Source organism: Streptomyces sp. NPDC012825 (genome assembly GCF_042900925.1).
Classification (GTDB): Bacteria; Actinomycetota; Actinomycetes; order Streptomycetales; family Streptomycetaceae; genus Streptomyces.
Genome location: NZ_JBIBBZ010000001.1, coordinates 1124159 through 1141618, shown reverse-complemented (window position 1 = coordinate 1141618; position 17460 = coordinate 1124159). Strand labels below are relative to the sequence as shown.

15 protein-coding genes and 1 pseudogene are annotated in these 17460 nt (G+C 72.1%); 5 read left to right on the top strand and 11 right to left on the bottom strand.

Features of this window, described 5'->3' with window-relative positions; translation table 11 throughout:
- The first annotated feature begins 17 nt into the window (after window positions 1-17).
- Window positions 18-1442: a cytosine permease gene (locus tag ACFY7E_RS05440; protein ID WP_389480955.1), complete on the top strand. Its 1425-nt coding sequence runs from the start codon at window positions 18-20 to the stop codon at window positions 1440-1442.
- Between the two features lie 3 nt (window positions 1443-1445).
- Here ACFY7E_RS05440 and ACFY7E_RS05435 read toward each other — a convergent pair whose 3' ends face one another.
- The 4 genes from ACFY7E_RS05435 to ACFY7E_RS05420 all read right to left on the bottom strand — a co-directional run bounded on the left by ACFY7E_RS05435 (window position 1446) and on the right by ACFY7E_RS05420 (window position 5272).
- A complete protein-coding gene (locus ACFY7E_RS05435) occupies window positions 1446-2534 on the bottom strand; it encodes a branched-chain amino acid aminotransferase (RefSeq protein WP_389480952.1) in 1089 nt (362 codons plus the stop codon).
- 262 nt (window positions 2535-2796) lie between these two features.
- Window positions 2797-3837 carry a 3-isopropylmalate dehydrogenase gene (locus ACFY7E_RS05430; protein ID WP_383433636.1) on the bottom strand — a complete coding sequence of 347 codons (1041 nt, stop codon included), beginning with the start codon at window positions 3835-3837 and terminating at the stop codon, window positions 2797-2799.
- A gap of 80 nt (window positions 3838-3917) precedes the next feature.
- Window positions 3918-4058 (bottom strand): hypothetical protein, encoded by a 141-nt coding sequence (locus ACFY7E_RS05425; RefSeq protein WP_185893406.1) that lies wholly within the window; start codon window positions 4056-4058, stop codon window positions 3918-3920.
- A gap of 314 nt (window positions 4059-4372) precedes the next feature.
- Window positions 4373-5272, bottom strand: coding sequence for a LysR family transcriptional regulator (locus ACFY7E_RS05420; protein ID WP_389480950.1), 900 nt, complete (start codon window positions 5270-5272; stop codon window positions 4373-4375).
- 218 nt (window positions 5273-5490) lie between these two features.
- Here ACFY7E_RS05420 and ACFY7E_RS05415 point away from each other — a divergent pair.
- Window positions 5491-6065: pseudogene (locus tag ACFY7E_RS05415) on the top strand (zinc-binding dehydrogenase); the annotation flags it as partial.
- 196 nt (window positions 6066-6261) lie between these two features.
- Here ACFY7E_RS05415 and ACFY7E_RS05410 read toward each other — a convergent pair.
- The 4 genes from ACFY7E_RS05410 to ACFY7E_RS05395 all read right to left on the bottom strand — a co-directional run bounded on the left by ACFY7E_RS05410 (window position 6262) and on the right by ACFY7E_RS05395 (window position 10592).
- Complete coding sequence (locus tag ACFY7E_RS05410) at window positions 6262-6798, bottom strand: GNAT family N-acetyltransferase (protein ID WP_389480948.1); 537 nt, start codon at window positions 6796-6798, stop codon at window positions 6262-6264.
- 125 nt (window positions 6799-6923) lie between these two features.
- Complete coding sequence (locus ACFY7E_RS05405; protein ID WP_389480946.1) at window positions 6924-7823, bottom strand: GNAT family N-acetyltransferase; 900 nt, start codon at window positions 7821-7823, stop codon at window positions 6924-6926.
- A gap of 176 nt (window positions 7824-7999) precedes the next feature.
- On the bottom strand, window positions 8000-9631 hold the full coding sequence (gene pruA, locus ACFY7E_RS05400; RefSeq protein WP_389480944.1) for an L-glutamate gamma-semialdehyde dehydrogenase: 1632 nt from the start codon (window positions 9629-9631) through the stop codon (window positions 8000-8002).
- Window positions 9632-9665: 34 nt separating this feature from the next.
- Window positions 9666-10592: a proline dehydrogenase family protein gene (locus tag ACFY7E_RS05395; protein ID WP_389480942.1), complete on the bottom strand. Its 927-nt coding sequence runs from the start codon at window positions 10590-10592 to the stop codon at window positions 9666-9668.
- A gap of 181 nt (window positions 10593-10773) precedes the next feature.
- On the opposite strand from ACFY7E_RS05395, the gene ACFY7E_RS05390 reads away from it, so the two are divergent.
- From ACFY7E_RS05390 to ACFY7E_RS05380, 3 genes are all read left to right on the top strand, one after another.
- The gene (locus tag ACFY7E_RS05390; RefSeq protein ID WP_389480939.1) at window positions 10774-11886 is read left to right on the top strand and encodes a PucR family transcriptional regulator; all 1113 of its coding nucleotides are present in this window, start codon (window positions 10774-10776) and stop codon (window positions 11884-11886) included.
- A gap of 364 nt (window positions 11887-12250) precedes the next feature.
- Window positions 12251-12724 carry a hypothetical protein gene (locus ACFY7E_RS05385; RefSeq protein ID WP_389480938.1) on the top strand — a complete coding sequence of 158 codons (474 nt, stop codon included), beginning with the start codon at window positions 12251-12253 and terminating at the stop codon, window positions 12722-12724.
- 220 nt (window positions 12725-12944) lie between these two features.
- Window positions 12945-13616, top strand: coding sequence for a hypothetical protein (locus ACFY7E_RS05380; RefSeq protein WP_389480936.1), 672 nt, complete (start codon window positions 12945-12947; stop codon window positions 13614-13616).
- A 427-nt stretch (window positions 13617-14043) separates the two neighbouring features.
- Here the strand turns inward: ACFY7E_RS05380 and ACFY7E_RS05375 are convergent, their stop codons facing one another.
- From ACFY7E_RS05375 to ilvC, 3 genes are all read right to left on the bottom strand, one after another.
- Window positions 14044-14511: a TetR/AcrR family transcriptional regulator gene (locus ACFY7E_RS05375; protein ID WP_389480934.1), complete on the bottom strand. Its 468-nt coding sequence runs from the start codon at window positions 14509-14511 to the stop codon at window positions 14044-14046.
- A gap of 69 nt (window positions 14512-14580) precedes the next feature.
- Window positions 14581-16170, bottom strand: coding sequence for a phosphoglycerate dehydrogenase (serA, locus tag ACFY7E_RS05370; RefSeq protein ID WP_389480932.1), 1590 nt, complete (start codon window positions 16168-16170; stop codon window positions 14581-14583).
- A gap of 236 nt (window positions 16171-16406) precedes the next feature.
- Window positions 16407-17408, bottom strand: a complete 1002-nt coding sequence (ilvC, locus tag ACFY7E_RS05365; RefSeq protein WP_389480929.1) for a ketol-acid reductoisomerase — start codon at window positions 17406-17408, stop codon at window positions 16407-16409.
- Window positions 17409-17460: the final 52 nt, after the last annotated feature.

The window sequence follows — 17460 nt, the reverse complement described above, 5'->3', positions numbered from 1 at the left end:
GCTCCCCAGGAGGCGTCATGCCGATAGAACAGCGCGGAGTCGACACCATCCCCGAGGCCGAACGCACCAGCGGCCCCCGCGACCTCGTCTCGATCCTGCTCGGCTCCAACCTCTGCCTGGGGGTGATCGTCTTCGGCTGGCTCCCCGTCTCCTTCGGCCTGGGCCTGTGGGCCTCGGTGACCTCCGTCGTCACCGGCACCCTCGTCGGCGTCGCGGTCACCGCCCCGCTCGCGCTGGTCTCCCTGCGCACCGCGACCAACCTCTCCACCTCCTCCGGCGCCTTCTTCGGCGTCCGCGGCCGGCTCGTCGGCTCGGTGGTGGGGCTGCTGCTCTCGCTCGGCTACACCGCCCTGACCCTCTGGATCGGCGGCGACGTCGTGGTGGGGACCCTCGCCCGGCTCGTCGGCCTGCCGACGGGCGGCGGCGCCCACGCCGTCGTCTACGCCCTGCTCGCCGCCTGCACGGTGGTCGGCGCGGTGTACGGCTACCGGCTGCTGCTGCGGCTGAGCAAGGCGCTCGCGGTCGGCATGACCGTGCTCCTCGCCGTCGGCCTGGCCGCGTACGCCGGGGACTTCACGACGGCGGCGGTGCCGGACACCCCGTACCTCCTGGGCTCCTTCTGGCCGACCTGGCTGCTCTCGGCGGTGGCGGCGGGGCTCAGCGGGCCGGTCGCCTTCATCACCCTGCTCGGCGACTACACGCGGTACGTCTCCCCCGAGCGGTACGGCACCCGGACCGTGTGGCGGGCGACCTGTCTGGGCCTGGTCGTGGGCCTGCTCGTCCCGCAGCTCTTCGGCACGTACACGGCGCTCGCGGCCCGCGGGGCGCTCGACTACGCCGGTCCGCTCGTCGCCGCCTCGCCCGGCTGGTACCTGGTGCCGCTGCTCGTCGCGGCCACGGCCGGCACCGTCGGCAACGCCGGTCTGATGCTGTACTCCATGGGGCTCGACCTGGACGCGATCCTGCCCCGGGCCACCCGGGCGCGCGCCACGCTCGTGGTCGCGGCGGTGGCCACGGCCTTCGTCTTCCTCGGCCACTTCGCCTCGGACGCGCAGACCGCGATGACCTCGTTCGTGCTGCTGCTCACCGCGATCGGCACGCCGTGGGCGGTGATCATCCTGATCGGGCACGCGCGCTGCGGGGGCGTCTACGACCCGGAGGCGCTCCAGGTCTACAACCGGCGTGCGCGCGGCGGGATCTACTGGTTCTCGGCGGGCTGGCACCCGCGCGCCACCGCCTCCTGGGCGATCGGCGCGGCGGTCGGCCTGGCCGCGGTGTCGACGCCGCTCTACGAGGGGCCGCTGCTCGCCCTGACGGGCGGGATCGACTGCAGCTTCGTGTTCTCGGGGATCGTGGGCGGCGCGCTGTACGCCGCACTGACGCCGAGCGGGGCCCCCGCGACCGTGACGGCCTCGGAGACCCCGCTGCGGGTGGAGCCGTAACGGCTAGCCCAGCTCGTGCATCCAGCCGTGGGTGTCCTCGGCCCGGCCGGTCTGGACTGCGAGGAGCGCCTCGCGCAGCTTCATCGTGACCGCGCCGGGCTCGCCACCGGACTGGGTCCACTCGCCCCGCTCGGACTTGACCGTGCCGACCGGGGTGATGACGGCGGCGGTGCCGCAGGCGAAGACCTCGGTCAGGGTGCCGTTCTCGCTGTCGGCCTGCCACTGGTCGATGGAGACGCGGCCCTCCTCGGGCTCCAGGCCCAGGTCGGCGGCGAGCTTGAGCAGCGAGTCGCGGGTGATGCCGGCGAGCAGCGAGCCGGTGAGGGTGGGGGTGACCAGCTTGTCGCCGTACACGAAGTACAGGTTCATGCCGCCGAGCTCCTCGACCCACTTGTGCTCGACGGCGTCGAGGTAGGCGACCTGGTCGCAGCCCCTGGCCGCGGCCTCGGCCTGCGCGAGCAGGGAGGCGGCGTAGTTCCCGCCGGTCTTGGCGTCGCCGACGCCGCCGGGGACGGCGCGGACGCGGTTCTCGGAGAGCCAGATGGAGACGGGCTTCACGCCGCCGGGGAAGTACGGGCCGGCCGGGGAGGCGATGACGACGAAGAGGTACTCGTTCGCGGGGCGGACGCCCAGGCCGACCTCGGTCGCGATCATGAACGGGCGCAGGTAGAGCGAGGCCTCGCCGCCGTGCTCCGGGACCCACGCCTTGTCGTGCCGGACGAGGACGTCGCAGGCCTCGACGAAGGCCTCGACGGGCAGCTCGGGCATGGCCAGACGGCGGGCGGAGGCCTGGAAGCGGCGGGCGTTGGCGTCGGGGCGGAAGCTGGCGACCGAGCCGTCGGGGCGGCGGTAGGCCTTCAGGCCCTCGAAGATCTCCTGCGCGTAGTGCAGGACGTTGGTGGCCGGGTCGAGCGCGAGCGGGCCGTACGGGACGAGCTGGGCGTCGTGCCAGCCGCGGCCCTCGGTCCACCGGATGGTGACCATGTGGTCGGTGAAGTGCCGGCCGAATCCCGGGCTGGCCAGGATCGCCTCGCGCTCCGCGTCGGACAGCGGGCTGGAGGAGGGCTTGAGCTCGATCGTGGGCGTCGTCATGAGTGCGTGTCCTTCACCGGTCGTGGGGAGGGGACCGCGCGCGCACGTCGCTGCCGGAGACTGCTGTCCCTGACGAGGTGGACGTCCGACCGTGCCCGTATGCCGCGGCCCCACGTTCGATTATCGCGCGTGGGGGGCGGTGCGTGAAACGGGCTGACGCGGTCCGGGGTTCTTGGAGGGTGCGCACCCCGCGGCCGCGCATGGGACAGCCGCCGGGCGCTGTGCGACCCGGCGGCTGCTGTCTGGTGTCAGTCGGCGCGGGTCAGCTCGCTACTCGCGCGGCGAGCGCGTCGCCGATCTCGTCCGTGGTGCGGACGGCGTCGCCGCGCTCGGTGAGGTCGGCGGCGACGGCCTCCTCGACGCGGGCGGCCTCGGTCTCGTGACCGAGGTGGCGCAGGAGGAGGGCGACGGAGAGGACGGTGGCCGTGGGGTCGGCCTTGCCCTGGCCCGCGATGTCCGGCGCGGAGCCGTGGACCGGCTCGAACATGGACGGGAAGTCGCGGCTCGGGTTGATGTTGCCCGAGGCGGCGACGCCGATGCCGCCGGAGACGGCCGCGGCGAGGTCGGTGATGATGTCGCCGAAGAGGTTGTCGGTGACGATCACGTCGAAGCGGGCCGGGTCGGTGACGAGGAAGATCGTCGCGGCGTCGACGTGCAGGTAGTCGGTGGTGACCTCGGGGAACTCGGCGGCCACGCGGTGGAAGGTGTCCGTCCAGAGGTGGCCGGCGAAGGTCAGCACGTTGTTCTTGTGGACCAGCGTGAGCTTCTTGCGCGGGCGGGCCTGGGCGCGGGCGAAGGCGTCCCGGACCACGCGCTCGACGCCGAAGGCGGTGTTGACCGAGACCTCGGTGGCGACCTCGTGCGGGGTGCCCTTGCGGATGGTGCCGCCGTTGCCGGTGTACGGGCCCTCGGTGCCCTCGCGGACCACGACGAAGTCGATCTCGGGCTGTCCGGCGAGCGGGGTGGCCACGCCGGGGAGCAGCTTCGAGGGACGCAGGTTCACGTGGTGGTCGAAGGCGAAGCGGAGCTTCAGGAGGAAGCCGCGCTCCAGGACGCCGGAGGGCACCGACGGGTCGCCGATGGCGCCCAGCAGGATGGCGTCGTGCTTCTTGAGGGAGTCGAGGTCGGCGTCGGTGAGGGTCTCACCGGTGGCGTGGTAGCGCTTGGCGCCGAAGTCGTACTCCTCGGTCTCCAGCTTCACGTCCTGGGGAAGGACGGCCGAGAGGACCTTGAGGCCCTGGGCCACGACCTCCTGGCCGATGCCGTCGCCGGGGATGACTGCGAGATCGATGCTGTGAGACATGTCGGCACCCTACTGGTCGTCCCATCGTCTGACACGTAACGTCCACCATGTGGACGAACGTCCGAAGGGGGCGGCGCGGTTCAGTGGCCGGTGGAGCCGCCGTTGTCACGGCGGTCGAGGGCGCGCTGGAGAGCGGCGGCGGCGTTCTGGCGGGCCTCGTCGGCGGGACGGGCGGCGGAGTGGCGGACGCGGCGGGCGGCCTGGGCGGCGACGGGTGCCATGGGGATCGACTCCTCGAGATCAGTGGTGATCCGGCGTGCGGAGATCTGCGACGTGCGGGACCGGCGCTGGTTCGCGGCCGGTGGGGCCGGAGACCGGGAGCGGTCGGTGACGTGCGGGGATCAGTGGTGATCGAAGGCGCCGGAAGGGGCGGGGAGCGCCGCCGCGGGGGTTGCCCGCACGAGGCGTCGCGCTCTCGACCGCCATTCGCTGATGAAGCGAGACGTTCGGCTCCTACAAAGCTAGGGCAGGCCGCCGCATCTGTCTCCACAATTACTCGGACTTCCTACTATCTGAGACGGCGGGGCACCGAGGGTCACTCCGCGACGGCCCGCAGCTCCCGGATCAGGGCCCGCACGGCGGGGGAAGGGGCCGGCTCGGGCGTGGTGACGTAGCCCACCGACCGCGTCGGGCGGTCCGGTCCGAGATCGGTGATCCGCACCGAGGACGGTGCTCCGACCAGGGAGAGCTCCGGCATCACGGCCATCCCGAAGCCGGTGTCCACCATCGAGAGCACCGCTCCGTCGTCCTCGGCCTCCACGGTCGCGGGCGGCAGCCACTCCTGCCCGGCCCGCCACTCCCGGGTGTACGAGGTGCAGTTCTCCGTCCAGTCGGCCAGCGGGAGCGTGCGCGGCGCCGGGTGCCCGGCCGGGTGCACCAGGGCGTACCCCTCCTCCAGGAGGACGCCGCCGACCAGCTCCGGCGGCACCGGCGAGGTGGTGCCGAGCGTCGCGATCGCCGGGTCGGCCCGCCCGTCGGGGACTTCGCCGGCCGTGCCGCGCCCCACCTCCCGTACGATCCGCACCTCCGGCACGACCTCCGGGTGCCGCTCCGCGAGCCGCCCCAGGGCGCGGGGCAGCAGGTGCAGGGCGGCGCTGCGGAAGGCCGCGATCCGCAGCGGTCCTGCGGGGACGGCCGGGGCGTCCGCCCTCGTGGCGCACACCTCGGCGGCCATCACCTCCAGGAGCCGCAGCACCCGCCGGGCGTACCCGAGGGCCCGCTCCCCGGCGGGGGTCGGGACGGCGCCGGTCCGGCCGCGCTCGAAGAGGACGGCGCCCAGCTTGCGTTCGCTGCGGCGCACCGAGTGCGAGACGGCGGACCGGGTCGTGCCGAGGGCGACGGCGGCGGCCGAGAAGCCGCGCTCGCGCCCGGCGGCGACGAGGACGCGGAGCTCGTGCGGGGCCGGATCGGCGGCCGTGTTCCCCGACCCGTCCATGCGCGGCGCCGTCCCTTCGTGTGTACCTGCGTGTTCGTGCGTCCGCGCACCTGCGCACGGACGCTCGTCGCGGGGGTGTCGCGTCCGCTCCCACCTGCGTCCATGAACGGCTTTCATGGATCCCCCGGAGGCATCGACGCCACCCCCTGCCCGGCCCGTCGCCCGCCTCCTACGGTCGACGGCATGACGCACGACACCATGATCACCGTCCGTCAGACCGCCCGTCCCATCGGCTTTTCGTGTCGGCGGCGGCCGGCGGGGTGGGAACGGCGGCGGGGCGGCTCGCCCGGCTGCTCGGCGCGGGGCGCCTGGCGGGCAGCGCGGGTTCGGCGCGCAGGGTGGCGTACCTGACGGAGGAGGTCGGCTTCGACGCGGCCTTCGACCACCACGACGGACCGGTGGCGGAGCTGCTCGCGGAGGCCGCGCCCGACGGGATCGACGCGGCGCTCGAAGGGGTGGGCGGCGAGCACCTGGAGGCCGCGATCGGCTCGCTGCGCCCGCGCGGCCGGATCGCCTGGGTGGGCGCGGTGGGCCGGTACCACTCGCTCTCAGCCCCCCGCCGGCCCCGCGCAACCTCTTCGACCCGGTCGGGAAGAGCATCCGGCTCGAAGGCTTCCTCGTCGGCGACCACACGGACGCGCAGGAGGAGCTGTACGACCTCGTCGCCCCGCGTCTGCGCGACGGCTCGCTGCCGCTCGACGTGACGGTGGTGGAGGGCTTCGCGCGCGTCGTGGACGCGTTCCTGGGGATGCTGCGGGGCGAGAACGTGGGGAAGATGCTCGTCGCGGTCTGACCGGCGCCCCTGCCTGTGTTGCCTTCCACCCGTCCCGAACCGCCCGGAGGAGGCCGGTCCGGTAGAGGCCGGGTTCCACGCCGCCGAGCGCGGGCCGGGCCGCCGCTCCTACCGGCTCACCGGACCGGGCCGGGCACGCCCGGCGGCCGAGGGCGCGGCGGGGCCTGACGCGCCGCCGCGTCTCCTTCCCGTCAGGTCACGTGATGTCGCCGTCCCGCCGGTCGAAGACGAGCGGGACGGCGGGGTCCGGCAGGTCCCGCCCCGCCGCCGGGCGCAGGAAGACGCCGCCCTCCTCCTCCGGGAGGCGGACGATCCCGCCGGGCGTGAACGCCTCGACGCGTCCCTCCCAGAGCTGCCAGCCGCGCCCCCGGTAGAGGGCGGCGCCCGCGTCCGAGGCGGAGAGCGCCCCGAAGGCGTACGCCCCGTCGATCACCCGCTCCAGCTCGGCCATGACCGCCCCGCCGAGCCCCCGGCGGCGCAGACCGGCCCGGACGGCGACCCCCTCCACGTACCCGACGCGGTGCGAACGGCCCCCGTGGAGCAGCCGCCGCATGACGACGGCGCCGTGGGCGGCGATCCCCCGCTCGTCCTCGATCCAGGCGTGGACGCCGCCGAGGGTGTGGTCCCAGTCCTCGTCGTCGAAGTCCCCCTCGAAGGCGAGGTCGAGCATCTCGCGTACGGAACGGAGCCGGGCGGCTCCGACCTCATGGGTGGGCGCGGTCCTCACGATCATGGGCCTCAGCCTTCCACGCCGGGCCGGCCCCCGAAAGCGAATTGTCCGGCCGCGGCACCGCGGTCGTCATCCGTGTCCCGGCGCGGGCCCGCGGGGCGCCTCCCGGAAGGAGCGCGCCGGAACCCCTACTCCGGCGGCGCCGGGGTGATCCGCTTCTCGAACCAGTGGTGGGCGTACGGCTCGTCGTTGAAGGCGGGGACCTCCTCGAAGCCGTGGGAGAGGTACAGGCCGATCGCGGTGTCGAGGGTCTTGTTGGTGTCCAGACGCAGTACGTCACGGCCGTGCCGGGCGGCCCGGGCCTCCAGCTCGGACAGGAACCGGCGGCCGAGGCCGAGGCCCCGGGTGTGGGGCGCGACCCACATGCGTTTGACCTCGGCCGGGGCGCCGGACGGCAGCTTCAGGCCCGCGCAGCCGACGGGCTCGCCGTGCAGCCGGGCGACCAGGAAAAGGCCGCGCGGCGGCCGGAGTTCGCCGGCGTCGGGCAGCAGGCTCCGCGCGGGGTCGAAACCGGTCTCGAAGCGCTCCTGCAGCTCGGTGTAGTAGGACCGCAGGCAGTGCCGGGCGTCGGGGTGGTCCGGGTCGACCGCGTCCAGCGCGACCGTCCCGGCGGTCAGCAGGCGGTCGACCTCGGCCATGGCGGTCACCAGCCGGACGCGCTGGGCGGTGTTGAGCGGCTCCAGGAGGGAGCCGGCCAGCTCGTCGCTGCGGCGGTCCAGCGTGGCGCGCTCCGCACGGCCCGCGTCGGTGAGCCGGACGGTACGCACCCGCCTGTCCCGGGGTTGCGGTTCCACCGTCACCAGGCCGTCCGTCTCCAGAGAGCGCAGCAGCCGGCTGACGTAGCCCGAGTCGAGCCCGAGGCGTTCGCGCAACCGCCGCACGTCCTGGCCCCGCTCGCCGATCTCCCACAGCAGCCGGGCCTCGCCGACGGGCCGGTCACGGCCCAGGTAGTGGTCGTGAAGCACGCCCACCCGTTCGGTGACGGTGCGGTTGAACCGCCGTACCCGGTCGATCTCCGTGCCATTCATTCTCTGACTCTAGTCAGAGGAATGCTCATACGGCCAGAGCCGGTCCGTGACGGGACGCGCCGCGGGACCCGGGAAGGGGAACCGCCCCCGGCCTCGGTTGGGGGACCGGGGTCGGGGGCGGTGTCGGGGGCCTGCCCGGGGGGCAGGGGCAGGGGCCGCTCGCGCGGCCGGGGGCGTCAGCCCATGTGCGGGTAGCCGTACTCGGTCGGCGGGACCAGCGTCTCCTTGATGGCGCGGGTCAGCGTCCAGCGCATCAGGTTCTGCGGGGCACCGGCCTTGTCGTCGGTGCCGGAGGCGCGGCCGCCGCCGAAGGGCTGCTGGCCGACGACGGCGCCGGTCGACTTGTCGTTGATGTAGAAGTTGCCCGCGGCGTAGCGGAGCTTCTCCATCGTGTACGCGGCGGCGGCGCGGTCGTTGGCGATGACCGAGCCGGTGAGCGCGTAGTCCGAGACCGACTCCATCTGGGTCAGCATCTCGTCGTACTTCTCGTCGTCGTAGACGTGCACCGCGAGGATCGGGCCGAAGTACTCGGTCGTGAAGACCTCGTTCTCCGGGTCGGTGCACTCGATGACGGTCGGGCGGACGAACCAGCCCACCGAGTCGTCGTAGGTGCCGCCGGCGACGATCGTGCAGCTCGGGTCGGACTTGGCGCGGTCGATCGCCGCCTTGTTCTTGGCGAACGAGCGGTCGTCGATGACGGCGCCGATGAAGTTCGACAGGTCGGTGACGTCACCCATGGTGATGCCGTCGACCTCGGCCGCGAACTCCTCCTTGAAGCCGTCGTTCCAGATCGAGGCCGGGACGTACGCGCGCGAGGACGCGGAACACTTCTGGCCCTGGTACTCGAAGGAGCCGCGGGTCAGCGCGGTCTTCAGGACGGCGCGGTCGGCGCTGGGGTGGGCGACGACGAAGTCCTTGCCGCCGGTCTCGCCGACGATCCGCGGGTACGAGCGGTAGTTCTCGATGTTGTTGCCGACCGTCTTCCACAGGTGCTGGAAGGTCTTGGTCGAGCCGGTGAAGTGGATGCCGGCCAGGTCGCGGTGGTTCAGGGCCACCTCGGAGACGGCGATGCCGTCGCCGGTCACCAGGTTGATGACGCCCTTGGGCAGGCCGGCCTCCTCCAGGAGCTCCATGAGGAGCACGGCGGCGTGGGTCTGCGTCGGGGACGGCTTCCAGACCACCACGTTGCCCATGAGGGCGGGGGCGGTGGGCAGGTTGCCCGCGATGGCCGTGAAGTTGAACGGCGTGATCGCGTAGACGAAGCCCTCGAGCGGGCGGTGGTCCAGACGGTTCCAGACGCCCGGGGAGTTGGCCGGGGGCTGCTCGGCCAGGATCTGGCGGGCGTACGCCACGTTGAAGCGCCAGAAGTCGACGAGCTCGCACGGGGTGTCGATCTCGGCCTGCTGGGCGGTCTTGGACTGGCCGAGCATGGTGGACGCGGCCAGCGTCTCGCGCCACGGGCCGGCGAGCAGCTCGGCGGCGCGCAGGATGATCGCGGCGCGGTCGTCGAAGGACATCGCGCGCCAGGCCGGGGCGGCGGCCAGGGCGGCGTCGATCGCGTCCTGCGCGTCCTGCCGGGTGGCGCCCCGGAAGGTGCCGATGACGGCCCGGTGGTTGTGCGGCTGGACGACCTCGAACTCCTCGCCGCCGCCCGGGCGCTTCACGCCGCCGATGGTCATCGGCAGCTCGCGCGGGTTCTCGGCCAGCTCCTTGAGCTTGAGCTCCAGACGGGCGCGCTCGGGGGAGCCGGGGGCGTAGCCGTGCACCGGCTCGTTGACGGGAGTGGGGACCTGGGTCACAGCGTCCATGAGTCTCTGTACTCCTTCGGAGGGGTGGTGGGGCTCAGCCCTTGGTGAGGATGGAGCGGACGAAGAAGAGGAGGTTGGCCGGCTTCTCCGCCAGGCGGCGCATGAAGTAGCCGTACCAGTCGGTGCCGTACGCGGTGTAGACGCGCATGCGGTGCCCCTCGGCGGCGAGGCGGTTCTGCTCCTCGCTGCGGATGCCGTACAGCATCTGGAACTCGTACTCGTCCGGCTTGCGCCCGGCGCGGCGGGCCAGCTCCTGGCCGACGGAGATCAGGCGGGGGTCGTGGGACCCGATCATCGGGTAGCCCTTGCCCTCCATCAGGATCTTCGTGATCCGGACGTACGCCTTGTCGATCTCCGGCTTGTCCTGGATCGCGACGGAGGCGGGCTCCTTGTAGGCGCCCTTCACGATCCGGACGCGGGAGCCGTTCGCGGCCAGGCGGCGGGCGTCGTCCTCGGTGCGGAAGAGGTAGGCCTGGATGACGCAGCCGGTCTGCGGGAAGTCCTTCCGCAGCTCCTCGTGGATGGCGAACATCGAGTCGAGGGTGGTGTGGTCCTCGGCGTCCAGGGTGACGGTGGTGCCGATCCCGGCGGCGGCCTCGACGACGGGCCGGACGTTGGCGAGCGCCAGCGCGTGCCCGTCGTCGAGCGACTGGCCGAACATCGACAGCTTCACGGACATCTCGGCGCGCTCGCCGAGGCCCAGCTCCTTCAGGCGGCCGATCAGCTCCAGGTAGGCGTCCCGGGCGGCGTGCGACTGCTCGACGGTGGTGATGTCCTCGCCGACGACGTCGAGGGTGACCTCCAGGCCGCGCTCGCTCAGCTCCCGGACGATCGGGACGACGTCGTCCACGGTCTCGCCGGCGATGAAGCGTGCCACGACCTGCTTCGTCCCGGGCGCGGCCGACACGAAACGGCGCATCTTGTCGCTGCGCGACGCGGCGAGGATCACGGGACCCAGCACGGGGCACCTCCAGAGGGCAAGGGTAGAACGGGGCCGTACCAGGGCGAAGAGAACCAACCGGAACAGCACGGATAACCACTGTGAAACCTACGAATCGCTCCGATCGTCCGCCACCTACAGCTGTCACGCATCCGTGGCCCGCTCCTCATACATCTGTCTGAGAGGGTGCGAGAATGGCGCCGTGAAGGCCGATTACCAAGACCTGGTGGACGAGATCTCCGCGCTCCTCGGGGCCCCGGCGACCCTGGAGAACCGCGACTTCGGCCTGATCGCCTTCGGCGCCCACGACAGCGACGACGACACCGCCATGGACCCGGTCCGGACGCGGTCGATCCTGACCCGGCGGTCCACCCCGGCGGTCCGCGCCTGGTTCGAGGGCTTCGGCATCACCCGGGCGGAGGGCCCGGTCCGCATCCCCGCCTCCCCGGACGCGGGCGTCTTCCGGGACCGGATCTGCCTGCCCGTACGCCATCGGGGCGTCGTCCTCGGGTACGTGTGGCTGCTCGACGCCGAGCCGGGCCCCGCGCCCGAGCGGCTGGCGGCGGCCATGGAGGTGGCCGCCCGGATCGGCGGGCTCCTCGCCGACGAGGAGCGGGCGGGCGCCGACCTCTCGCGCGAGTTCGCCGCGGCCCTGACCGCCGGGCGAGGCTGGCAGAGCGACATGGCCGTCGCGGCGCTGCGGGCGGCCCTGGGGCCCGGCGCGGACGGGCTGCACGCCGTCGTCTGCGTGACCCCGTGGCAGGGCGAGACCCCCTCGGTACGGGCCGTCCCCGGCGCGGCGGCGGTCACCGCGCTCCCGGACGCCGCGTCCCTCGCCGTCCTCGTACGGCTGCGCACGGCCGAGGACCCCTCCCCCGCCCGCTCGGCCGCCGAGCGGCTGCGGGGCGACGCGCCGGCCGGGGTCGCCACCCCCCGCCGGGGCCTCGCGGAGCTCCCGGCGGCCTGGCGGGAGGCGAGCACGGCGGCCCGCGCCGCGACGGCGCAGCCGAGGCTGGGCCCGGTCGCGGAGTGGGCGGCCATCGGCCCGTACCGGCTCCTGGCGGCGCTCTACCACCCCGAGGTCGACCCGGTCGTCGCGCCGCTGCTCGCCCCCGCCCACACGGAACTGGCCCGCACGGCCGAGGCGTACCTCGACCACGCGGGCCAGGCGGGACGCACGGCGGCGGCCCTGGGCATCCACCGGCAGACCCTCTACTACCGGCTCTCCCGGGTGGAGCAGCTCACCGGCCTGGACCTGGACGACGGCGAGGACCGGCTGCTGCTCCACATGTCCCTGAAGTCGGCCCGGCTCTAGCGGCTAGGTCCATCGAACTGCGGGCTGGCAGGGCTCCCATCCAGGCAACGAAGGCAAGCCGCGGGCCCACACGGACATCGGCCGCGCGCTCCAGGCCCCCACGACCACCTTGTTGGCCAAGAGCGGGTCCGACCCCTAACCGTGCCCCACCGAACGCCGTTCTGTGGCGCCCGGAGAGGCGACGTCAAGGCCGCTGCCAGAATTCACCCGAATTCGCCAGACGGGTCGGACATCCCGAAGATTCCCGCTCGCACAAGGGATTCCAAGCCCCACCCGTGAGAAGTCGCGGCCAACACGCATGCCGGCGAACCTTGCAGGTTTGCCGAGTCGCTATCGTCCGTCTCGGAATGAAAGGAGGAAAGCGATGATCGACAGGAGTTACCTGCTATCGAGCGCCCACCTACTGCGCCAGCTACTGGAGCTGCAAGTGGGCATGCGGCGAGACGCCGAAGAGCTGATGCGCACGGCGATGATCAAACTCGACGAGGCCACCCTGCGGGTATCGGCGTCGGAGAAGGCACTCGGAGCTGTCGAAAGCCGCCTCGCGGACCTTGTCCCGCCGCAACACGGCGGTCAGGACGAGCTGTTCTCCACATCGCCGGAACACGGCTCCCGGACAGCCAAGACAACCGTGGCCGAAGTCGTACGGAGCTTCCTGGCCGACCGGGAAGAGGCGACGGCCGGAGAGATCGTCGCCCACGTTCAGGAGCGGCGCCCCGACACCCCCCCGGGAAACGTGCACGCCGAGCTGAGCCGCCTGAAGAAGAAGGGCGCGGTGATTCGGAAGAGGCCCGGCGTCTACACGATCGCCCGGAACCAGGACGGAGAGGGCACCTGAGACCGAACGCTTCCCGAAAGCGCTGAGCACCGTCGGCGGCCACCGACGGTGCTCGATGCGCAAAACATTTCGATCTATCCAAAACCGTTTTGACGCGTAGTCATTCTAGCGGGACGCAATCGACTACGCCATTCAGATCCGGGCTTGTTCCGGCAAATAAGAACTGGTGTTCCCATGGCGGCATTCATCGTGGCCGCCAAGGACCTGAAGGAGGAGTTCCGTGTCCCATCCGAGTGATGCGATCCCCGAGCGCGCACTGCCCACGAACCGGACCGGCATGCGGCCTCAGGAGAATGTGCTCCTGGCCGCCATTCGGCTCAGCGGCCCCTCCCGGCTCGTGGTGAAGAGCTCACAGGTCGCCACCGAGGTCCGCCTTGGTGGCGAGACCGTGACCGAATGCCTGCGCTTCTTCGGCACCGTCGGCCTGCTGGACGGCGCGCGTGGCAGGTACTCGGCCAGCGCCGCCGGCCTCGCCTGGGCGGAGGTGCGTCCCGAGGATCACACCCGAGGACGCCTCCTGCTGCACGGTCTCTTCAAGGACCACTGGTCCGCCCAGGCCGCCCGGGCGGCACTCGCCGACGGCCCGGTCGAGGGGGAGGCCCTGGCCCAGTACCTCCAGCGGGGCCTGTCCAGCAACCCCCGCCGGGGCATGTACCTGATCGAATGGCTCGTCGAAGCCCTGGTCCTCCACCGCGACCGATTCGGACGGGTCCACGCCCCGACGGACGAGAACCTCCCGGGCGCCCCGATGCCCAGCCCCCGCCCGCCGACCGATGGGAACCTCATCCTCGGCATGAACGTCCAGAGGCTGCACAGCCTGCCGACCACCCAACTGGTGGCACTCCTCGGCACGTACACAGACATGCTCGGGATCGACGCGGACGCTCCCTGACCTGCCACGGGGGCGATGGCCGTGCAGGCCACCACCCCCGTCGACATCCTCACCGTGCGCGCATGGCGCCACGCGCGTCCCTCAGCACAGTCCGCACCCCTCCAGCGTCTCCGCTCGCCCCGCTCCGCGGCCCGGACCACCTGGAGGTCCGTCCCATGGAGTTCCGCATGAAGCGCCGCACGTCGAACCGGCTCCGTCCCCCCGTCTGGCTCACCCTGCTTGCCGCCGCGCTCTCCGGCGGCGTGCGCGCCGTCGTCAGCTGGCTACTCCCCACGGAGCCGTAGACATGTCGTCCCGGGCCCGCGTGGGGGCGGGCCCGGGACGATGGTGACGAGACGTCAGTCTCACTCTTTCGTCAGCACTTTGAGGTCCTCAGTGAGGTCGTCCGCGGTCGGGGCCGTGTTCGGGTGGATCATCCACCGGATCATCACGCCCGTCGGGCGGGCCTGGCAGAGGGGGCCGATCGTGTGGGCCTTTCCGGGCCCGTCTCGGGGTCGGTGCCGAGGTGGCTCTCGCGCCGGGGCTCCTTGATCGCATCGCGGAGCTTCTCGTCGTCGAGGCGGGTGACGACCTCGGTCTGGAGCTTCCCGACGGGACGGCTCGCCTCCGCCGCGTCGATGACCTGCTCCTGGACGGTGTGGAAGCGCCGGTACGGGCCGGTCGGCAGCTCTCGTCGGACCTCGCCGGTTTCTACGGGGCCGACACGCTCGCCCCATTCCTTGATGACGGCGAGGAACGCATGCTGGAGCAGGGCGTCCCCGGAGCCGTAGTGGTGGCCGGTGGAGGCGGGGTCGGTGCCCGAGGCGGCGACGGCGTCGCGGGGCGTGGTCCGCCCGCACCCCGTCTCCAGGAGACGGTGCTTGGCACCTTCGAGCAGGTCTTCCTCGTGCCCCATGACAGCACTGCACCCGGCCGCTGGACGGTCGTCCAGCGGCCGGGTACGGGGTGGTGCGGGGGCCGTGCGTCAGATCAGGTTGACCGAGCGGGCCGAGTTGGCGCCGATCTCCGCCGAGATCTCCGAGAGGACCGCCGGCGGGACGGTGTCGTCCACGGTGAGCACGACGAGCGCCTCGCCGCCCTCCTCCGCGCGGGAGACCTGCATGCCGGCGATGTTCAGACCGGCCTCGCCGAGGATGCGGCCGACCGTGCCGACGACGCCCGGGCGGTCCTCGTAGCGCAGGACGACCATGTGGTCGGCGAGCGCCAGGTCCACGTCGTACTCGCCGACGGCGACGATCTTCTGGAGGTGCTTGGGGCCGGCCAGGGTGCCGGAGACCGAGACCTCCTCGCCGCTGCCGAGGGTGCCGCGCACGGTGACCACGTTGCGGTGGTCGGGCGACTCGGAGCTGGTGGTCAGGCGCACCTCGACACCGCGCTCCTGCGCGAACAGCGGGGCGTTGACGTACGACACGGTCTCGTCGACCACGTCCTCGAACACGCCCTTGAGCGCGGAGAGTTCGAGCACCTTCACGTCGTGCTGGGTGATCTCGCCGTAGACCTCGACGTCGAGCCGGGCCGCGACCTCGCCCGCGAGGGCGGTGAAGATCCGGCCGAGCTTCTCGGCCAGCGGCAGACCGGGCTTGACGTCCTCGGCGATGACGCCGCCCTGGACGTTGACCGCGTCCGGGACCAGCTCGCCGGCGAGCGCCAGGCGCACCGAGCGGGCGACGGCGATGCCGGCCTTCTCCTGGGCCTCGTCCGTGGAGGCGCCGAGGTGCGGGGTGCAGACGACCTGGTCGAGCTCGAAGAGCGGGGAGTCCGTGCAGGGCTCCTTGGCGTACACGTCGAGGCCCGCGCCGGCGACCCGGCCCTCCTTGAGCGCCGAGTACAGCGCCTCCTCGTCCACGATCCCGCCGCGCGCGGCGTTGACGATGCGGACGGAGGGCTTGACCTTGTGCAGCGCCTCGTCGCCGATGAGACCGAGGGTCTCCGGGGTCTTCGGCAGGTGGACGGTGATGAAGTCCGCGACCTCCAGGAGCTCGTCCAGGGTCAGCAGCTTCACCCCCATCTGGGCGGCGCGGGCCGGCTGCACGTAGGGGTCGTACGCGACGATCTTCATGCCGAAGGCGGACATGCGCTGGGCGACCAGGACGCCGATGCGGCCGAGGCCGACGACGCCGAGGGTCTTCTCGCTCAGCTCGACGCCGGTGTACTTGGAGCGCTTCCACTCGCCGTTCTTCAGCGCCGTGTTGGCCTGCGGGATGTTGCGCGCGGTGGCGACGAGCAGACCGCACGCGAGCTCGGCAGCGGTGACGATGTTCGACGTCGGGGCGTTGACGACCATCACGCCGGCCTTGGTGGCGGCGGAGACGTCGACGTTGTCCAGGCCGACTCCGGCGCGGGCGACCACGCGCAGCTTCTGCGCGGCGGCGATGGCCTCGGCGTCGACCTTGGTGGCGGAACGGACCAGGATCGCGTCCACGTCCGCGATGGCGGGGATCAGCTCGGCGCGGTCGGCGCCGTTGCAGTGCCGGATCTCGAAGTCCGGGCCCAGCGCGTCGACGGTGGCGGGCGACAGCTCTTCAGCGATGAGTACGACAGGTTTCGAGCTCACGTGAGTCCTCACAGGTCCAGTGCGGACGGCCGTCCCGACGGCCGCAGGCGGTGGAGGGGGCTTGCCGCGTGAAAGCGCACGACGCTGTGGGCCTGACGCGTATGTTGTTCAGAAGTGTAGTGGTGCGTCGGCGCCGTTCGTGCGCCTCGTTGGAAGGATCACCCGTCCGTGTTGGACGGCGTGTCCAACGATGCGGAACGGGGCCGGACAGTACGTCCGGCCCCGCCCCCGAAGGCTTACGCCTCCTCGTCGTTCACCCAGCTCATGAGCTTGCGCAGCTCCTTGCCGGTGGTCTCCAGGAGGTGCTGCTCGTCCTGGGTCTTGTACTCGTTGTACTTCTTCAGGCCGCCGTGGTACTCGTCCATCCAGTTCTTGGCGAAGGTGCCGTCCTGGATGTCGGTGAGGACCTTCTTCATCTCGGCCTTGGTGGCGTCGGTGATGATGCGGGGGCCGGTGACGTAGTCGCCCCACTCGGCGGTCTCGGAGACGGACCAGCGCATCTTCTCCAGGCCGCCCTCGTACATGAGGTCGACGATGAGCTTCAGCTCGTGCAGGCACTCGAAGTAGGCGATCTCCGGCTGGTAGCCGGCCTCGACCAGGGTCTCGAAGCCGGCCTTGACCAGCGCCGAGGCACCGCCGCAGAGGACGGCCTGCTCGCCGAAGAGGTCGGTCTCGGTCTCCTCGGTGAAGGTGGTCTTGATGACGCCGGCGCGGGTGCCGCCGATGGCCTTGGCGTACGAGAGCGCCAGGGCGAAGGCGTTGCCGGTCGCGTCCTGCTCGACGGCGGCGATCGCGGGGACGCCGCGGCCCTCCTCGTACTGGCGGCGGACCAGGTGGCCCGGGCCCTTCGGGGCGACCAGGGCGACGTCGACGCCGGCCGGGGGCTTGATGAAGCCGAAGCGGACGTTGAAGCCGTGCGCGAAGAAGAGGGCGTCGCCGTCGTTCAGGTTCGGGGCGATGGACTCCTCGTAGACCTGGGCCTGGATCGGGTCCGGGATGAGGATCATGATGACGTCGGCCTCGGTGGCGGCCTCGGCGGGCGTGACCACGCGCAGGCCCTGCTCCTCGGCCTTGGCCTTGGACTTGGAGCCCTCGTGGAGACCGACGCGGACGTCGACGCCCGAGTCACGGAGCGACAGCGCGTGGGCGTGCCCCTGGCTGCCGTAACCGATCACCGCGACCTTGCGGCCCTGGATGATGGACAGGTCGGCGTCGGCGTCGTAGAACAGCTCGGCCACTGGGATTCTCCTTGGTGTGCTGGTGTTGCGTCCCACCGTACGGCGGGCGGGG